Annotated in this window: 16 protein-coding genes; 10 read left to right on the top strand and 6 right to left on the bottom strand. The window is 72.4% G+C overall.

Features of this window, described 5'->3' with window-relative positions:
• Nucleotides 1–108 precede the first annotated feature (108 nt).
• Nucleotides 109–1,917 (top strand): flavin-containing monooxygenase, encoded by a 1,809-nt coding sequence (locus tag E7Z53_RS01695; protein ID WP_176337019.1) that lies wholly within the window; start codon nt 109–111, stop codon nt 1,915–1,917.
• Between the two features lie 69 nt (nt 1,918–1,986).
• Here E7Z53_RS01695 and E7Z53_RS01690 read toward each other — a convergent pair whose 3' ends face one another.
• Together E7Z53_RS01690 and E7Z53_RS01685 are read right to left on the bottom strand one after the other, a co-directional pair.
• Nucleotides 1,987–2,808: a hypothetical protein gene (locus E7Z53_RS01690; protein ID WP_176337018.1), complete on the bottom strand. Its 822-nt coding sequence runs from the start codon at nt 2,806–2,808 to the stop codon at nt 1,987–1,989.
• Nucleotides 2,809–2,879: 71 nt separating this feature from the next.
• The gene (locus E7Z53_RS01685; RefSeq protein ID WP_109244164.1) at nt 2,880–3,443 is read right to left on the bottom strand and encodes a GIY-YIG nuclease family protein; all 564 of its coding nucleotides are present in this window, start codon (nt 3,441–3,443) and stop codon (nt 2,880–2,882) included.
• A 171-nt stretch (nt 3,444–3,614) separates the two neighbouring features.
• On the opposite strand from E7Z53_RS01685, the gene E7Z53_RS01680 reads away from it, so the two are divergent.
• Together E7Z53_RS01680 and E7Z53_RS01675 are read left to right on the top strand one after the other, a co-directional pair.
• Nucleotides 3,615–3,977 carry a PadR family transcriptional regulator gene (locus E7Z53_RS01680; protein ID WP_035923597.1) on the top strand — a complete coding sequence of 121 codons (363 nt, stop codon included), beginning with the start codon at nt 3,615–3,617 and terminating at the stop codon, nt 3,975–3,977.
• On the top strand, nt 3,977–5,326 hold the full coding sequence (locus tag E7Z53_RS01675) for a permease prefix domain 1-containing protein (protein ID WP_176337017.1): 1,350 nt from the start codon (nt 3,977–3,979) through the stop codon (nt 5,324–5,326). The genes E7Z53_RS01680 and E7Z53_RS01675 overlap by 1 nt, the downstream gene beginning before the upstream one ends.
• Nucleotides 5,327–5,688: 362 nt before the next feature.
• Here the strand turns inward: E7Z53_RS01675 and E7Z53_RS01670 are convergent, their stop codons facing one another.
• Nucleotides 5,689–6,690, bottom strand: a complete 1,002-nt coding sequence (locus tag E7Z53_RS01670; RefSeq protein WP_176337016.1) for a LacI family DNA-binding transcriptional regulator — start codon at nt 6,688–6,690, stop codon at nt 5,689–5,691.
• A gap of 185 nt (nt 6,691–6,875) precedes the next feature.
• Between E7Z53_RS01670 and E7Z53_RS01665 the strand changes: the two genes are divergently transcribed.
• The 7 genes from E7Z53_RS01665 to E7Z53_RS01635 all read left to right on the top strand — a co-directional run bounded on the left by E7Z53_RS01665 (nt 6,876) and on the right by E7Z53_RS01635 (nt 13,216).
• The gene (locus tag E7Z53_RS01665; RefSeq protein WP_176337015.1) at nt 6,876–7,844 is read left to right on the top strand and encodes an asparaginase; all 969 of its coding nucleotides are present in this window, start codon (nt 6,876–6,878) and stop codon (nt 7,842–7,844) included.
• Between the two features lie 25 nt (nt 7,845–7,869).
• Nucleotides 7,870–8,757, top strand: coding sequence for a polysaccharide deacetylase family protein (locus E7Z53_RS01660; protein WP_095650177.1), 888 nt, complete (start codon nt 7,870–7,872; stop codon nt 8,755–8,757).
• A gap of 134 nt (nt 8,758–8,891) precedes the next feature.
• Complete coding sequence (locus tag E7Z53_RS01655; RefSeq protein WP_241482796.1) at nt 8,892–10,124, top strand: MFS transporter; 1,233 nt, start codon at nt 8,892–8,894, stop codon at nt 10,122–10,124.
• Nucleotides 10,121–10,900: an SDR family NAD(P)-dependent oxidoreductase gene (locus E7Z53_RS01650; protein ID WP_126349687.1), complete on the top strand. Its 780-nt coding sequence runs from the start codon at nt 10,121–10,123 to the stop codon at nt 10,898–10,900. Before E7Z53_RS01655 ends, E7Z53_RS01650 begins: the two co-directional genes overlap by 4 nt.
• A 20-nt stretch (nt 10,901–10,920) precedes the next feature.
• Nucleotides 10,921–11,673 carry an SDR family NAD(P)-dependent oxidoreductase gene (locus E7Z53_RS01645; protein WP_176337014.1) on the top strand — a complete coding sequence of 251 codons (753 nt, stop codon included), beginning with the start codon at nt 10,921–10,923 and terminating at the stop codon, nt 11,671–11,673.
• A gap of 62 nt (nt 11,674–11,735) precedes the next feature.
• Complete coding sequence (locus E7Z53_RS01640; RefSeq protein ID WP_109268413.1) at nt 11,736–12,056, top strand: hypothetical protein; 321 nt, start codon at nt 11,736–11,738, stop codon at nt 12,054–12,056.
• 59 nt (nt 12,057–12,115) lie between these two features.
• Nucleotides 12,116–13,216: an oxidoreductase gene (locus E7Z53_RS01635; protein ID WP_176337013.1), complete on the top strand. Its 1,101-nt coding sequence runs from the start codon at nt 12,116–12,118 to the stop codon at nt 13,214–13,216.
• A 66-nt stretch (nt 13,217–13,282) separates the two neighbouring features.
• Here E7Z53_RS01635 and E7Z53_RS01630 read toward each other — a convergent pair whose 3' ends face one another.
• From E7Z53_RS01630 to E7Z53_RS01620, 3 genes are read right to left on the bottom strand one after another with little or no spacing between them, the layout of a single operon-like run.
• Nucleotides 13,283–14,248 (bottom strand): biotin-dependent carboxyltransferase family protein, encoded by a 966-nt coding sequence (locus E7Z53_RS01630; RefSeq protein ID WP_109268411.1) that lies wholly within the window; start codon nt 14,246–14,248, stop codon nt 13,283–13,285.
• On the bottom strand, nt 14,232–15,140 hold the full coding sequence (locus tag E7Z53_RS01625; protein WP_017834475.1) for a 5-oxoprolinase subunit B family protein: 909 nt from the start codon (nt 15,138–15,140) through the stop codon (nt 14,232–14,234). The genes E7Z53_RS01630 and E7Z53_RS01625 overlap by 17 nt, the downstream gene beginning before the upstream one ends.
• On the bottom strand, nt 15,137–16,561 hold the full coding sequence (locus tag E7Z53_RS01620; RefSeq protein ID WP_176337012.1) for an acetyl-CoA carboxylase biotin carboxylase subunit: 1,425 nt from the start codon (nt 16,559–16,561) through the stop codon (nt 15,137–15,139). Before E7Z53_RS01620 ends, E7Z53_RS01625 begins: the two co-directional genes overlap by 4 nt.
• Nucleotides 16,562–16,563: the final 2 nt, after the last annotated feature.

Below are 16,563 nucleotides of genomic sequence, written 5' to 3'. Positions count from 1 at the left end.
CGTCCGTCCTGATGCAACGCCGGGGAAACCCCCTCGGCCCCACAGTGGTGACACGCATCACATCGGACCCTATGCCACTGGGCGTCCGGCGTACACCGAGGAGGAACCATGACCACGATCGACACCGGCGTGGGAGCCGGCACGGACACCGCCCGCTCCTGGCTGGCCGCCCTGGAGGACGCCCTCGCGGCCGGCAACGCGGACGCGGCGGCGGATCTGTTCGCGGAGGAGAGCTACTGGCGCGATTTCCTGGCGTTCACCTGGAACCTGAAGACGCTGGAGGGCCGCGAGCAGATCTGCCGGATGCTCGCGCAGACCCTGCCGCACGTCCGGCCCTCCGGGTGGGAGGTCGAGGGCGAGCCCACCGAGGCGGACGGGGTGACGGAGTGCTGGGTGCGCTTCGAGACCTCCGCCGGCTCCGGGTGGGGCTACCTGCGGCTGCGCGACGGGAAGGCGTGGACCCTGCTGACCACGCTGCAGGACCTGCGCGGCTCCGAGGAGCAGAAGGGGCCGCGCCGGGACCGCGGGGTGGTCCACGAGATCACCCGCGAGCGCACCACCTGGCTGGAGCGGCGCCGGGCGCGGGAGGAGGCCCTCGGCCGGACGGAGCAGCCGTACTGCCTCGTCGTCGGCGGCGGCCAGGGCGGGATCGGCCTGGCCGCGCGGCTGCAGCGCCTCGGCATCCCCACGATCGTGGTGGACAAGCACGAGAAGGCCGGGGACGCCTGGCGCAACCGCTACAAGTCCCTGCACCTGCACGACCCCGTCTGGTACGACCACATGCCCTACCTGCCGTTCCCGGACGACTGGCCGGTGTTCCCCGCCAAGGACAAGGTCGCCGACTGGCTGATGCACTACGCCGACATCATGGAGCTGAACTACTGGGCGAGGACCGAGTGCCGGTCGGCCGAGTGGGACGAGCAGTCCGGGACCTGGACCGTGGTCGTCGACCGCGACGGCGAGGAGGTCGTGCTGCACCCCACTCAGCTGGTCTTCGCGCTGGGCGTCTCCGGGTACCCGAGAATCCCTGACTTCCCGGGCGCCGACGTCTTCCGGGGCGCGCAGCACCACTCCTCCGCGCACGCCGGCGGCGACGACTGGGCGGGCAAGCGGGCCGTGGTGATCGGCTCCAACAACTCCGCCCACGACATCTGCGCGGACCTCTGGGAGCACGGGGCCGAGGTCACCATGGTCCAGCGCTCCTCCACCCACATCTCCCGCAGCGAGTCGCTCATGGACCTCGTCCTGAAGCCGCTCTACTCCGAGGAGGCGCTGGAGGCCGGCATCACCACGGAGAAGGCGGACATGCTCTTCGCGTCCTGGCCGTACCGGGTCCTGCCGGACGTCCAGCGGCCCGCGTTCGAGGCGATGGCCGAGCGGGACCGGGAGTTCTACGACGCGCTCGAGGCGGCCGGCTTCGACCTCGACTTCGGGGAGGACGGCTCCGGGCTGTTCCTGAAGTACCTGCGCCGGGGCTCCGGGTACTACATCGACGTGGGCGCCTCGCAGCTGATCATCGACGGGCGGGTCCGGCTGGCCACCGGTCAGGTCGACCGGCTCACGGAGGACGCGGTGGTGCTCGACGACGGGACCGAGCTGCCGGCCGACCTCGTCGTCCACGCCACCGGCTACGGGTCCATGAACGAGTGGCTCGCGGACCTGATCTCCCCGGAGGTCGCCGACCGGGTGGGCAAGTGCTGGGGCTACGGCTCCGACACCACCCGGGACCCCGGGCCCTGGGAGGGCGAGCTGCGGAACATGTGGAAGCCCACCAACGTGGAGAATCTCTGGATCCACGGCGGGAACCTGCACCAGAGCAGGCACTACTCCAAGTACCTCGCCCTGCAGCTCAAGGCCCGGATGGAGGGCCTTCCCACCCCGGTGTTCGAGCTCGCGGAGTCCCACCACCCCCGGTGATGCCGGCCCGGGCGCGTTGACGGGGCGCCGGGACGGATCGACCGTTCCGGCGCCCCGTCCGCGGGCGGGTCACTCCTCGAGCTTCCGGGCCTGTTCCTCCCAGGCGGTGCGGGCGTCCCGGCCCGCGGTGGGGTGGTGGGTCTCCCGCAGGGCGCGGAGCGCGGCGGTGCGCTGCTGGGCCAGGGCCTCCGCGGCGGCCCTCGTGGCGGCGTCCTCGCGGGCCTGGGCCCGGGCGGCGGTCACGGCGTCCATGATGAGGTCCACCCCCAGGGCGCCGCCCTCCAGGTAGGCGGTGCGGACCTGCCGGTCCGGGTGGTACAGGTACTGGTCGTTGACCTGGCCGAGGGCGGTGTCGAACTCGGCGTCCGTCAGGTCGGAGATCATGGCGACCACCCGGTCCAGGCGGGCGTCCAGCTGGTCGAGCAGGTCGTGCCGCCGGGCGCCGCGGCGCAGGGACCACAGCGCGCGGCCGTGCGTGCGGAGCCGGTCCACGTCCCAGTCCGCCTGCGGCACCACGGACAGGGTGCCCACGAGGAGCCGGGGATCCCGGGAGTCCTCCGGCGGGGGCAGGGAGCGGAGGTGCCACGAGATCCAGGCCGTGCGCATGTTGGACGCCCCGGCCGCCCGAGCCTCCTCCACCGACGTCCGCCCGGTCTGCGGGGCGGTCAGCGGCGGCCCGGCGTCGTCGTCCTCGGGCGCGTCCTGCCCGGCGGCGCGGGTCCGGCTCGTGATGACGCCGGCGCTGAGCCAGATCAGCAGGCCGACCAGGACCACGCCGAGGAGGGCCACCCCGCCGAGGAGCACGAACCGGAACAGGCCGACGGCGACCACCACGGCGACCACGACCACCACCCAGACGGCGGCTCCGCTGCTGCTCCCGGTGTTGTTCATGACGGCCCCCGAATGACCACGTGCGTGCTGGGCACCCATTCTACCGCCGCGGCTCCAGCGGCCCCGGGGGCTCAGGACCGCTGAGGCAGGCCCTCGCGGAAGACCCGCTTGAGCTCGGTCAGCTCCGGGCCGTGGCCGGTGCCCTCGGTGTTGAGCGCCGGCTGGTGCCCGGCGACCCAGTGCTGCTCGAGGGCGTCGACGTCGTCCTTCGTCCCGCACTCCGCCCAGCCGAGGAGCAGGTGCTCCTGCATCCACGCCGTGAGCCGCTGCTCGTGCGCCTCGTCGAGGACCACGCGCCCCCGCCCGTCCACGGCGGCGCCGTCCCTCCAGGACGGGTCCCCGGGCAGGAGGACGGCGAGCAGCGTGCGCCGCAGCGCGGAGGAGCGGGTGCGCCGCAGGTGCTGGCCGCTGATCCGCTGGTGGAGGTCGCGCCGGGCGCGGCCCACGTAGAGCAGCTCGGCCGTCCCCGACGAGTGGCGGAGCCGCGGCACCGCGGGCAGGTGCAGCCCGGCCGCCTCCGGGGTGGGGGAGCGGGCGGTGTCCAGCCACCAGGCGTAGACGCCGCGGGAGGGGCGGACCTCCGCCTCCAGCGGCGTGCTCAGTGGGAGCGCGGCGAGGCCGGGCTGCGTGCTCACGGATCACCACCTCCTCGGGGCGTTCTCTTCTGCAACTCTGCTTCGACTGTAGGCGCAGGACGCGGCGGTGCCCACCCCGCCCGACTCGCGCCGTTGTTTCCGGCGCCACGCTTGCCATACCTAGCGCTGCTAGGGTTCAATGCATAGCACACCTAGGTATCAGGAGGCGCAGTGCGCATCGACAAGGACCTGGTCGCCGCCTCGGCCACCCCGCTCGTGCTGGGGATCCTGGCGGACGGCGACCTGTACGGCTACGCGATCCTCAAGCGCGTCAGCGAGCTCTCCGGCGGCTCCATGCAGTGGACCGACGGCATGCTCTACCCGCTGCTGCACCGGCTCGAGCGCCTCGGCCACGTGTCCTCCTCGTGGGGCACGTCCGAGGCCGGGCGCCGGCGCAAGCACTACGCGATCACGGCCTCGGGCCGGGCCGCGCTCGCCGACCGGCAGGAGCAGTGGACGGTCGTCGCCGACGCGCTGCGGCAGGTGTGGCAGGCCGCGCAGCAGCCGCCCGCCACGACCGAGCGGTGGGCGTGATGGAGCTGCACGCGGAGCAGGAGGCCCAGATCGGGCGGTGGCGCGGCTGGGTCCAGCGCCGCCAGGCGATCTCCCCGGCCGACGTGGACGAGCTCGAGGACCACCTGCGCGAACAGGTCGCGGACCTGAGGGCCACCGGGCTCGACGACGACGAGGCCTTCCTCGTCGCGATCAAGCGCATGGGCAACCTCGACGCCGTCTCGCACGAGTTCGCCCGCGAGCACTCCGAGCGGCTGTGGAAGCAGCTCGTGCTCCTCCCGGAGGACGCCGAGGACGCCGGCGCGCCGCCGTGGCGGGAGCTGGGCGTCGTTCTGGCGCTCGCGGTCGGGGCCGGGCTGGCGGTCAAGGCCGGCACCGCCTGGCTCGGCGACGAGGCGGTGCTGGCGCGCAACCTCGGCCTGCTCGTGCTGCCCTTCCTCGCCGGGTACTTCGCGTGGAAGCGCCGGCTCACCGCGCGCGTGGTGGCGGCGCTGCTCGTCCCGTTCGCGCTGCTGGCGGTGGTGCTCAACGTCTATCCGTTCGTCCCCGGCGGTTCCACCGAGCTGCTCGCCGTCCTGCACGCACCGGTGGTCCTGTGGCTGCTGGCCGGGATCGCCTACACGGGCGGGAGGTGGCGCTCCGACAGCCGGCGGATGGACTTCGTCCGCTTCACCGGCGAGCTCGTGATCTACTACACGCTCCTGGCCCTGGGCGGGGCGGTATTGGTCGGGCTCACGTTCGGGGCCCTGCAGGTCCTCGGGATCGACCTGGAGCCGGTGCTGGAGGACTGGATCCTGCCGTTCGCCGTGCCCGGTGCCCTCGTGGTGGCGGCGTGGCTGGTCGAGGCCAAGCAGAACGTCGTGGAGAACATCGCCCCGGTCCTCACCCGGGTGTTCACGCCCCTGACGATCCTGATGCTGGTCGCCCTCCTCGTGGTGCTCACGGCGGCCGGCGGGCTCGTGGACGTCGACCGCGGGCTGCTGATCCTGATGGACGCGATCCTCGTGCTGGTCCTGGCGCTGCTGCTCTACTCGATCTCCGCCCGGGACCCGCTCGAGCCTCCCGGCCTCTTCGACGGCCTGCAGCTGGTGCTCGTCGTCGCGGCGCTGGCGGTGGACGCGGTGATGCTGACCGCCATGCTGACCCGGATCGCCGAGTTCGGCTCGAGCCCCAACAAGATCGCCGCGCTCGGGCTGAACCTGCTGCTGCTGGTGCACCTGGTGCGGGCGGCCTGGCTGAGCGCCGGGTGCCTGCGGGGACGCCGGCCGTTCGCGGAGCTGGAGCGCTGGCAGACGCGCTACCTTCCGGTCTACGGCGTGTGGGCCGCGATCGTGGTGGTGGTCTTCCCGCTGGTCTTCGCCTTCGCCTGACCGGCGGGCTCCGCGGTCACACCGCGGAGCGGCTGCTGCGGGCGGAGAGGGGCCTGCGCGTCCCGGTGGCAGGGGAGTCGCCCCCCGACGACTGACCAGATGGTCCGAGGCCCGCTGCCACCAGGACGGCGGCATCATGATCGTCGTCGTGCCGGCGGCCTTGCGGCCGGTCGTCCCGACGCGATCCTCACGCGGCGGCTCAGCCCCCCGGCTGATCACCTGCGTGATGCATCAACACTAACACTGGCTTATTACCCGATCGATTCGCATTCTGTCCACAGTTGCGCCGACTTGCCTCGGAGCTCCGCCCCGCACCCGACGGCGTGCTGGCCCTCCGGTCCTGCGGTGGGAGCGTCCGGTGCTCAGGCGCTCGTGCGCACGACGAGCTCCGGAGGGAGCCGGACGCTCTCCACGTCCCGGCCGTCGAGAACGTCCATCAGCATCTCGAAGCCCTGCCTTCCGATGCTGTGCATGGGGGAGCGCACGGTGGTGAGCCCCACGCTGCCGGCCAGCGGCGTGTCGTTGAACCCGACGAGGGCCAGGTCCTCCGGGACCGTGATCCCCTCCCGGGCGAAGACGCCGAGCGCGCCGATCGCCGCGAAGTCGTTGACCGCGAACACCGCCTCGGGCAGCGGCCCGGCGGCCAGGATCCGGGCGGCGGCCACGCTGCCGGCCGGGGCGTCGAAGCCGCCGGGGACCACCCGCTCCGGGTCCACCGCGAGGCCGTGCCCGGCGAGCGCGTCCAGGAAGCCGGCGCAGCGGTCGATCGAGGTCGAGGCCCGCGGATTGCCCGCGATGAGCCCGAAGGTCCTCCGGCCGGACGCGACGAGGTGCTCCGCGACCATGCGTCCCCCGGCGTAGTCGTCGCAGGTCACGGACCGGTGCCCCGGGGACCGCCGGCTCACCAGCGTGAAGGCCACGCCGCGGTCGGCGAGCTCGTCCAGGAAGGGGTCCTCGAACAGGGCGTCGCCGAAGATCAGGCCGTCGGCGCGGCGGTCCAGCAGCTTCTCCGCCTTGGCGCGGTGGGCCGCGGGGTCGTCCAGGGAGTTGGAGACCACGGTGAAGTAGCCGTGCTCGGAGGCGGCCTCGTCGATGCCCTCGTACATGGTGGCCAGGACGTAGTCCTGCAGGCGGGGCACGACGACCCCGATCATGTGCGACTTGGCCGTGCGCAGCGACGCGGCGTAGGGGTTCTTGCGGTAGCCGCGCTCCTCCGCGAGCGCGAAGATCCGCTCCGTGGTGTCCGGCGAGGCCCACTTGGAGCCGAGGCCCTTGGGGTCGTTGAGCACCCGGGAGACCGTGGAGGGATTGAGGCCCAGCTCGGCCGCCAGGGCCTTCAGCGTGACCGCCGGTCGTGCGCCCATGTCCACCTCCTCGCGGCTGTTTCCACACAGTAACGGACGTTAAATTCTCGTGAATGTGTTGCGCATCACTCTAGAGACGCTCTATGGTCGATCCCAACATCGTACGCAATCGATTGCGGCATTCGTTTGCATAGACCGTTGACGCTCCCGCGGAGCGGGACGACCCCACGGAAGGGAGGCGGCACGTGACACACATCCAGCTGCTCGGCACGGGGGGCACCATCGCGTCCCGGGGCGGCGGGTCCACGGGCTCCGTGGCCACGGACACGGCGGCCGACCTGTCCCGGAACCGGTACGGCGAGCTCACCGTCTCCGCCCGGGACGTCCTCACCACGGGCAGCTACCGGCTCACCCTGGGGGAGCTGCGGGCGATCGCCGAGGCGGCCCGGGACGCGCTGGCCGATCCGGCCAACGACGGCGTGGTGGTCACCCACGGGACCGACACCCTGGAGGAGACGGCGTTCCTGCTGGACCTGGTGCACGGCTCCCCGAAGAGCGTGGTGCTCACCGGCGCCCAGCAGCCGGCCGACAGCCCGGCCCCGGACGGCCCCCGCAACGTCGAGGAGGCGGTGCTGGCCGCCGCCTCGCCCGAGCTGCGGGGCAGCGGCGCGCTGATCTCCTTCGACGGGACGGTCCGCTCCGCCCGCGGCGCCCGGAAGGCGCACACCACCGCGAGCAGCCCCTTCCAGGGCGGCGCCGAGGTGGCGCACATGGCCGGGTCCGGGCTCGTCGTCACGGCCAGGCCGGTCCGCCGGGAGCCGCTGCCGCTGCCGACGGCGGCCTTCGACAGCACCAGGGTCGAGATCATCACTGCCCACACCGGCGCCACCCCGGACCTCTTCGACTTCGCCGTGCGCTCCGGCGCGCAGGCCGTGGTCCTCGCCGGATCGGGCGTCGGCAACGCGGGGCCCGGCTTCGCGGAGTCGGTGGCCCGTGCGGCCGGGGCCGGCTGCGCCGTGGTGCTCAGCACCCGTGCCCCGTGGGGACCCGTCGTCCCGCTCTACGGCAACGGCGGGGGCACCGACCTCGTGGCGGCCGGCGCCGTCCCCTCCGGGGACCTCAACCCGCTCCAGGCGCGCGTCCTCGCCGCCCTCCTGCTCTCCCTGGGGACCTCGGCCGCCGAGTTCCCCGGGGCCTTCACCGCCCACCTCTAGAACACCCACCACCAGAGGAGACATCATGTCCAAGAAGATCTACGTGTCCGTCGGTATCGACGTCGACGCCGTCGGCGGCTGGCTCGGCTCCTACGGCGGCGAGGACTCCCCGGGCGACATCTCCCGCGGCCTCTTCGCCGGCGAGGTCGGCGTGCCGCGGCTGCTCCAGCTCGCCCAGCGCCGCGAGATGCCCGTCACCTGGTTCTGGCCCGGCCACTCCGTGGAGACGTTCCCGAAGGAGTTCGACGCGGTCGTCGCCGCCGGTCACGAGATCGGCGTCCACGGCTACAGCCACGAGAACCCCATCGCGATGACCCGCGAGCAGGAGACCGAGATCCTCGACTACTGCACCGACCTCATCGAGCGGCGCTCCGGGAAGAAGCCCGTCGGCTACGTGGCGCCCTGGTGGGAGTTCTCCGGGGTGACCAACGAGATCCTGCTCGATCGCGGCTTCCTCTACGACCACTCGCTCATGCACGACGACCACACCCCGTACTACGTGCGGGTCGGGGACACCTGGACCAAGATCGACTACGACGCGGCCTCGGCCCAGGAGTGGATGAAACCGCTGGTGCGCGGCGAGGAGACCGACCTCATCGAGATCCCCGCCTCGTGGTACCTGGACGACCTCCCGCCGATGATGTTCATCAAGTCCAGCCCGAACAGCCACGGCTTCGTGTCCCCGCGGGACATCGAGCAGCTGTGGAGGGACCAGTTCGACTGGGTCTACCGCGAGATGGACTACGCGGTCTTCCCCCTCACGATCCACCCCGACGTCTGCGGACGCCCGCAGAACCTGCTGATGCTCGAGCGCCTCTTCGACCACATCCAGGGTCACGACGGCGTGGAGTTCGCGTTCATGGAGGACGTCGCCCGCGACTTCGCCGCCCGCAGTCCCCGCACCTCCGCCTGATCCCACCGGCACGAAGGAACACCGCCATGTCCGCTCTGCGCTCGAACCCGACGCCCTCCGGCGTCGAGCCCTGGAACGTGCCCATCACCCCGAAGGTGGTCAAGCAGGTCTCGATCGTCTGCTTCATCGCCTGAGTGGCCTCCGTCTACGACTTCACCCTCTTCGGCACGCTGCTCCCCGTGATCGCCGAGGACTTCGGCTGGTCGGTGGCCGAGTCCACCGCGATCAACACCTACGCCACGATCGGCGTGTTCATCGTGGCCCTGGCCGTGGGCACGATCATCGACAAGATGGGCCGCAAGAAGGCGCTCATCGTGCTCATGCTCGGCGGCGCCGTGGCGTCCGGTCTCACCGGCGCCGCCATCGGCGCCGCGAGCCTGGTCATCATCCGCTCCTTCTCCGGCTTCTCCATGTCCGAGGAGGTCGTCAACGCGGTCTACCTCAACGAGATCTACAAGGAGGCCAAGAGCCGCGGCCTCATGTACTCGCTCGTCCAGGGCGGCTGGCCGGTCGGCGCGCTGGTCTCCGCGGGGCTGTCGGCCCTGACGCTCCCGCTCATCGGCTGGCGCTGGAGCTTCGTGGTCGCCGCGGTGCTGTCCCTGATCGTCGTCGGCCTGGCCCTGCGCCTGCCGGAGTCCCCGACCTTCGCCGCGATGAAGGAGGTCCGGCGGCGCCGGGCCGCCGGCGACACCGCCGGTGCCCACGCGCTGGCCGACGAGCACGGCCTCGAGGAGGCGGCCCACCACGCCACCGGCGTGAAGGACGTCTTCACCCCGGAGCTGCGCCGGCACACGACCTGCCTGTCCCTGGCGTGGTTCTTCAACTGGTTCGGCATCCAGGTGTTCTCCGTCCTGGGCACCACCATCCTGGTCGAGGCCAAGGGCGTCTCCTTCGACAACGCCCTCATCATCCTGGTGCTCTCCAACGCGGTGGGCTTCGTGGGCTACGTGTTCCACGGCTGGCTGGGCGACAAGATCGGCCGCAAGCCGACCGTGGTCCTCGGCTGGATCGCCGGCGGCATCGTCAGCCTGGCGATGCTGCTGGGCCCGGGCACCTCCGGCTACATCATCCCGCTGTACGCCATGACGCTGTTCTTCCTCACCGGACCGTACGCGGCGCTGCTGTTCTACATGGGCGAGTCCTTCCCGCCCCAGGTGCGCGGCATGGGGGCGAACGTGGCCCACGTGATGGCGCCGCTCGGCGGCATCGCCGGCTCCGGGCTGCTCACCATCCTGCTGACCGCAGGGGTGGACACGGCCACGGCGGCCATCATCACCGGCTCCGGCGGGCTGATCCTCTCGGCGCTGTGCATGGCCGGGACCCGCACCCTGAAGGACGCCCACCTGAAGACCACGGTGATCGCATGAACCGCGACGACGGACTCGAGGGAAAGGTCGCCGTCATCTCCGGCGGCGGCAGCGGGATCGGCCGGGCGCTGGCGGTGGCCTACGCCCGGGCCGGGACCCACAGCGTCATCGGCTACCTCCCCTCGGACCCCCACGACGCGACGGACACCGTCCGCGCCGTGGAGGCCGCGGGCGGGCGCTGCACGGCCGTCCCCATGGACGTGCGCAGCTTCGAGGACACCGAGAAGCTCGCCCAGGCCGCGCTCGACGAGTTCGGCCGGCTGGACATCTCGGTGGCCGCGGCCGGCATCCTGCGCCGTGCCGCGCTCGCGGACATGACCGACCAGGCGTGGGACGACATGATGGCCGTCGACCTCTCCGGGGTGATGCGCGTCTTCCGCTCCTGCAGCACGCGGATGACCCACGGCGGGGCGATGGTGGCGACGTCCTCGATCGCCGGTGGCGTCTACGGGTGGGAGGAGCACAGCCACTACGCGGCGGCGAAGTCCGGGCTCATCGGCCTGTGCCGCTCGCTGGCCGTGGAGCTCGCCCCCCGGAAGATCCGGGTCAACGCCGTCATCCCGGGGCTGATCGAGAGCCCCCAGTCCCTGGACCCCGTGAACTCCCTGGGCCGGGAGGGTCTCGACGCCGCGGGCTCGATCATCCCGTGGGGCCGCGTGGGCAACGTCGACGAGGCCGCCCGCACCATCCGCTTCCTCACCGGCGACGACTCCGCCTACGTCACGGGTCAGCAGCTGATCGTCGACGGCGGGCTCACCGTCCGCTGGCCGAGCTGAGCCCACCAGGAAAGGCAGACATGGAACAGCAACTGACCGGCAAGGTCGCCGTCGTCACCGGCGGCGGCAGCGGCATCGGAGCGGCCATCGCCCTGCTCTTCGCCCGGGAGGGCGCGGACGTGGCCGTGCTGGACCGCGACGAGCAGCACGCGGCGGCCGTCGCGGAGGAGAGCGGCAGCTTCGGCGGGCGCACCACGGCGATCGCCGTGGACGTCACCGACGGCGAGGCGGTGCAGCAGGCGATGGAGAAGGTCGTCGAGGAGCTCGGCGGGATCGACGTCCTCGTCAGCGCCGCCGGCATCCTCGACGAGACGCCGCTGCTGGAGATGACCGAGGCGACGTTCGACAAGGTTCTGGCCGTGGACCTCAAGGGCGTCTTCCTGGCCGCGCGCTGGGCCGCGCCCCACATGGTGGCGCGCGGCGGCGGGCGGATCATCAACATCGCCTCGCAGCTGGGGATCAAGGGCGGCACCGGCCTGACGCACTACGTGGCGGCCAAGGCCGGGGTGATCGGCATGACGAAGGCCATGGCGCTGGAGCTCGCCGAGCACCACATCCTCGTCAACGCGATCGCGCCGGGTCCCGTCGTCACGCCGCTGATCGAGGGGCTGTCCGAGGAGTGGAAGGCCGCCAAGCAGGCGGAGCTGCCCATCGGCCGCTTCGGTCAGGCCCACGAGGTGGCGCCCACCGCGCTGCTGCTGGCCTCCTCGCCCGGCGGCGACCTCTACACCGGCCAGACGCTGGGTCCCAACAGCGGCGACGTGATGCCGTAGCCGGCCCGGGAGGAGATGTCACGATGTGCGCAGGATGCCCCGGAGGGCGTGCGGTCTCGAAGGTGACCGCCTACATCAACCTCAACGGGATGAAGCAGGCCGTCCTCGCGGAGTTGCGGCGCAGCGTGGGGCGCCGCGCGAGGATCACCGTGCTCGGCGACCGGTGGGTGCTGGGCTCCCGGACGGGCGCCCAGCAGGTCTTCCCCGACGTCGAGACGCTGGCCGACGCCCTGGTCGACCAGCACCTGGTCGACCGGCGCCTGCTGCCGGACGACGGCGGCGCGGAGTTCGAGCGGATCCTCGCCGCCGGGACCCACAGCGCCCCGCCCCTGGACGCGGGGCGGCTCGTGCGGGCGCTTCTCCTCAGCGCCGACACCGTGTGAGGCTGTCAGAGGCACCCGCCGACCGAACCACCCCTGAACGACTGTCGAAGGAGACGCACATGCCGGAACTCGACCCCCTCTGGTCCCCCCTGCAGATCGGTCCCGCCGCACTGGAGAACCGCGTGGCGCTGGCGCCGATGACCCGGATCAGCGCCACGGAGGAGGGCCACGCCACCGAGCGCATGGTCTCCTACTACGAGGCCTTCGCCCGCGGCGGCTTCGGGCTGCTGATCACCGAGGGGATCTACCCCGACGCCGCCCACGGGCAGGGCTACCTGTACCAGCCCGGGATCGCCACCGACGACCAGGCACGGGCGTGGGCCGAGGTGGTCGACGCCGTCCACGCGGCCGGGGCGAAGATCTTCGCCCAGCTCATGCACGCGGGGTCCCAGGCCCAGGGCAACCGCTTCGTCGACTCGACGATCGCTCCCTCCGCGGTGGCCCCCAAGGGCGAGCAGCTGGGCTTCTACCGCGGTGAGGGCCCGTACCCCGTGCCCGCGGAGATCACGGCGGAGCAGATGGCGGAGGTCCGGCAGGCGTTCGTGGACGCCGCGCTGCGCGCCCGTGACGCAGGGTTCGACGGCGTCGAGATCCACGGCGCCAACGGGTACCTGCTCGACCAGTTCCTCACCGACTACCTCAATCTCCGCACCGACGAGTACGGAGGTTCGCCGGAGAACCGGGTGCGGTTCGCCGCCGAGGTCTGCCGGGCCGTGCGCGACGCCGTGGGACCGGACCTGGCGGTGGGCATCCGGATCTCCCAGGCCAAGGTCAGCGACCACGACCACCGGTGGAGCGGCGGGCCCGACGAGGCCGAGGTGATCTTCTCGACCCTGGGCGCCACCGGGATCGACTTCGTCCACACCACCGAGTACCGGGCGACCGCCCCGGCGTTCGGCGACGACGGGCCGTCGCTCGCGGCGCTGGCCAAGCAGCACTCGGGCGTGCCGGTGATCGCCAACGGGCACCTGGACGACCCGGAGACGGCCGTGTCCATGCTGGCGGACGGCACGGCCGACGTCGTCGCCCTGGGCAAGGCGGCGCTGGCCAACCGGGACTGGCCGCAGCGGGTGCGCAGCGGCCGGCCGCTCGCCGAGCTCGACGGCAGCCTGCTCGCGCCCCTGGCCGACGTCAAGGACTGGGAGCTGGAGCTCTCCTGAGCGGACGCACCGCGGCGGGCGGTGCCGGTGCGGCACCACCCGCCGCGGGCCGCGAGCCCCGGCCGCTCACAGCGCCCAGATCTCCTCCAGCCGCTCGGCCCGCTCGTGCCGCGCCTGCAGGGCCTCCTCCATGGACACCGCGCGGAACCGGGTGGCCGTGCCCGGGGCGGCGCGGGCCAGCAGGTCCATGTCCGCGGAGATCACGGTGCCCACCATGGCGTAGCCCCCGCCCGAGACCGCGTCCCGGTGCAGCACGATCGGCTGGGTGCCGCCGGGGACCTGGATGGAGCCCACGGCGTAGCCGGCGTCCACGATGTTGGAGGGGTCCGAGCCCGCCCCGAACGGCTGCCGGCGCTGGATCCACTCCACGCCGGGGCCCTCGAAGCGCAGGCCCATCCGGTCCGCCACGGGGGTGAGCTTCCACTCCTCCTCGACCAGCCGGCGCCGGCCCTCGTCGGTGAGCAGGTGGTCGTAGAGGCCCCACATGATCCGCAGCTCCAGCGACCTCCCGAAGCCCGGGCGGAGCCGCTCCGGGATCTCCTCGACCTCGGGCAGCAGGCCGGTGGGCTCGCCCACCGGCACCACGTCCCCGGCCTCCAGCTTCCGGCCGTCCAGTCCGCCCAGCCGCCCGATCGCGTAGGTGGAGCGCGAGCCGAGCACCTCCGGCACGGCGATGCCGCCGCGGACGGCCAGGTAGAACCGGGCGCCACCGCGGAGCACGCCGAACTTCACGGCGTCCCCCGCCGCCAGCTCGATCCGCCGCCACGACGGGCGCTCCTCGCCGTTGACCAGCACGGGGAGGTCCGCGCCGGTCACGGCGATCGTCGTCGGGGCGTCCACGGTGAAGGCGGGGCCCGTGTAGGTGCACTCGAGCACGGCCTCGACCGCGGTGTTGCCGACCAGCTTGTTCGCCGCCTGCGCGGACTCCTGGTCCATGGCCCCGCCCTGCGGGATGCCCACGTGGTAGTACCCGATCCGTCCCTGGTCCTGGACGGTGGTCAGCAGTCCGGGCTGCTCAATCGTCAGCGCCATCGAGGGCCTCCAGAAGGGTGCGGTTGTAGCTGTCGGGATCGGCGAGCGCGGCTTCGACGTCGAGGGTCACGGGTGCCTGCTTGTACCGCCAGGTGCCGTCCTCGACCTGCTGCTGGATGGAGCGGTACTCGGCCTCGTCGACCGGCCGGAACTTCACGAGGTCCCCGGGCCGGAACAGGATGAGGAAGTCCCGGAAGTCGCGCAGGTGCTGCTCGGGGTCGTAGATGGGGGCGGCGGCGATGCCGAACATCTGGTAGCCGCCGGCGCCGCGCACCGAGTAGATGCACGCGAAGCACCCGCCGTGGCCCACGGTGAGCGGGGGAGTGTCGGTGCGGGGGCTGAGGTACTTGGGCACCTCGAGCTGCCGGTCCCTCGGCACGAGCTGGTACATGAACGGCAGCCCGGCCACGAAGCCCACCATGGACACCAGCCACGGGGACTCGTGGTGGCGGCGGATGAACTCGGCGGCGTCCGCGAGGCCGTTGACCTTCGCGGCGTAGTCGAGGTCGGTGCCGGAGGGGTCCTGGTGGTAGCCCTCGCGGAAGCGGGCCACGACCTCGGCGGTGTAGGGGTCCTGGTACCAGACCGGGACCTCGATGATCCGGGTCTCGGCGGTGTACTGCGTGGACTCGCGGGCCTGCCCCTCGAGCTCCTGGGTGCGGCGCTTGAGGTCCTCGGCCCTGATGACGTCCGGGTCGAAGCGCACCAGCAGGGACGCGTTGGCGGGGCAGACGTCCACCACGCCGGGCAGGTCCAGGGCGGAGAGGCCGTGCGCCACGGTGGTGGCCAGGTAGTTGGCGGTGAGGTTCATGGCTTCGTCGAACTCCACGAACAGGAACTCGTCACCGCCCCACGTGTACCGGGCGGTGGGCAGGTACAGGGTCTCGGTCATGGTGCGCTCCCCTCACTGGGACTGTCGCCGGGCTTGTCGCCGGGCTCGTCGCTGGGTGTGCCGCCGGCCCGGCCGGTCAGCAGCTCGGTCTCGATCCAGGTGGTGTGGTGCGCCACGGCCGCGAACTCCGGGTCCAGCACGAGCCGCCGCAGCAGCGGCACCGTGGTCCTGATCCCCTCCACGTGCGTGGCGGCCAGGGCCGCGCCCATCCGCTGCACGGCCGTCTCCCGGTCCTCGGCGTGCACGACCAGCTTGGCCAGCAGCGAGTCGTAGTACGGGGCCACGGTGTCGCCGCTGCGCACGCCGGAGTCCACGCGGTACTCGGAGCCCTCCGGCCAGTCGAGGCGGCTGATCGTGCCCGGGCTCGGCATGAACCCCTTCTCCGGGTCCTCGGCGTTGATCCGGCACTCCACGGAGTGCCCGGCGAAGGAGATGTCCTCCTGCCGCAGCTCCGTGCGCCCGGTCGAGGCGATCGTGAGCTGCTCGGCGACCAGGTCCACGCCCGTGACGAACTCCGTGACCGGGTGCTCCACCTGCAGGCGGGTGTTCATCTCGATGAACGCGGCCTCGTGCCGGACGGGGTCGTAGAGGTACTCGACCGTGCCCACCCCGGTGTAGGAGCACAGCCGGGCCAGGTTCACGGCGGAGTCCCGGATGCGCTCGCGGACCTCGTCCGGCAGGTCCGGGGCGGGGGCCTCCTCCACGATCTTCTGGGAGCGGCGCTGCAGGGAGCAGTCTCGGTCGCCCAGGTGCAGGAAGGTCTGCCCGTCGCCGAGGACCTGGACCTCCACGTGCCGGGCCCGCTCCACGAACCGCTCCAGGTACACGGTGGGGTCCCCGAAGCTCGCCCCGGCCTCGGACCGGGCGGTGTCGACGGTCCGCAGGAGGTCCTCCTCGGCGCGGACCAGGCGGATGCCGCGCCCGCCGCCACCGGCCGAGGCCTTGATGACGAGCGGGTAGCCGACCTCCCGGGCCAGCGCCAGGACGGCGTCGTCGTCGCCCTCCAGGGGCCCGTTGGACCCTGCGAGGACGGGCACCCCGGCTGCGATCGCGGCCTCCAGCGCCCGGGTCTTGTGGCCCATGAGGTCGATGACGTCGGGGGCGGGGCCCACCCACGTCAGCCCCGCCTCCTGGACGCGCCGGGCGAACGCGGCGTTCTCGGAGAGGAAGCCGTAGCCGGGGTGCACGGCGTCGCACCCGTGCTCCAGGGCCGCGGCCACGAGCGCCTCCGCGTTCAGGTAGGACTTCTGGGCCGGGGCGGGGCCCACCACGGCCACGGCGTCGGCGAGCTCCGCCGCCATGGAGTCCTGGTCCACCTCGCTCACGGCCAGCACGGTGCGCAGGCCCATCTGCTGCGCCGAGCGCAGGATCCGGACCGCGATCTCGCCCCGGTTGGCCACCAGGAGCGTGGAGATCGGCACGG

This window comes from Kocuria salina, from assembly GCF_013368965.1.
In the GTDB taxonomy this organism is placed as follows: Bacteria; Actinomycetota; Actinomycetes; order Actinomycetales; family Micrococcaceae; genus Kocuria; species Kocuria rosea.
This window is presented reverse-complemented; position numbering and strand designations above follow the sequence as displayed.

Excerpts from the sequence above, each read along its gene's own strand:
- E7Z53_RS01645 (WP_176337014.1), top strand. The coding sequence starts at position 10,921 with ATGGAACAGCAACTGACCGGCAAGGTCGCCGTCGTCACCGGCGGCGGC.
- E7Z53_RS01695 (WP_176337019.1), top strand. The coding sequence starts at position 109 with ATGACCACGATCGACACCGGCGTGGGAGCCGGCACGGACACCGCCCGC.
- E7Z53_RS01660 (WP_095650177.1), top strand. The coding sequence starts at position 7,870 with ATGTCCAAGAAGATCTACGTGTCCGTCGGTATCGACGTCGACGCCGTC.
- E7Z53_RS01625 (WP_017834475.1), bottom strand. The coding sequence starts at position 15,140 with ATGACCGAGACCCTGTACCTGCCCACCGCCCGGTACACGTGGGGCGGT.
- E7Z53_RS01650 (WP_126349687.1), top strand. The coding sequence starts at position 10,121 with ATGAACCGCGACGACGGACTCGAGGGAAAGGTCGCCGTCATCTCCGGC.
- E7Z53_RS01670 (WP_176337016.1), bottom strand. The coding sequence starts at position 6,690 with ATGGGCGCACGACCGGCGGTCACGCTGAAGGCCCTGGCGGCCGAGCTG.
- E7Z53_RS01690 (WP_176337018.1), bottom strand. The coding sequence starts at position 2,808 with ATGAACAACACCGGGAGCAGCAGCGGAGCCGCCGTCTGGGTGGTGGTC.
- E7Z53_RS01635 (WP_176337013.1), top strand. The coding sequence starts at position 12,116 with ATGCCGGAACTCGACCCCCTCTGGTCCCCCCTGCAGATCGGTCCCGCC.
- E7Z53_RS01630 (WP_109268411.1), bottom strand. The coding sequence starts at position 14,248 with ATGGCGCTGACGATTGAGCAGCCCGGACTGCTGACCACCGTCCAGGAC.
- E7Z53_RS01675 (WP_176337017.1), top strand. The coding sequence starts at position 3,977 with ATGGAGCTGCACGCGGAGCAGGAGGCCCAGATCGGGCGGTGGCGCGGC.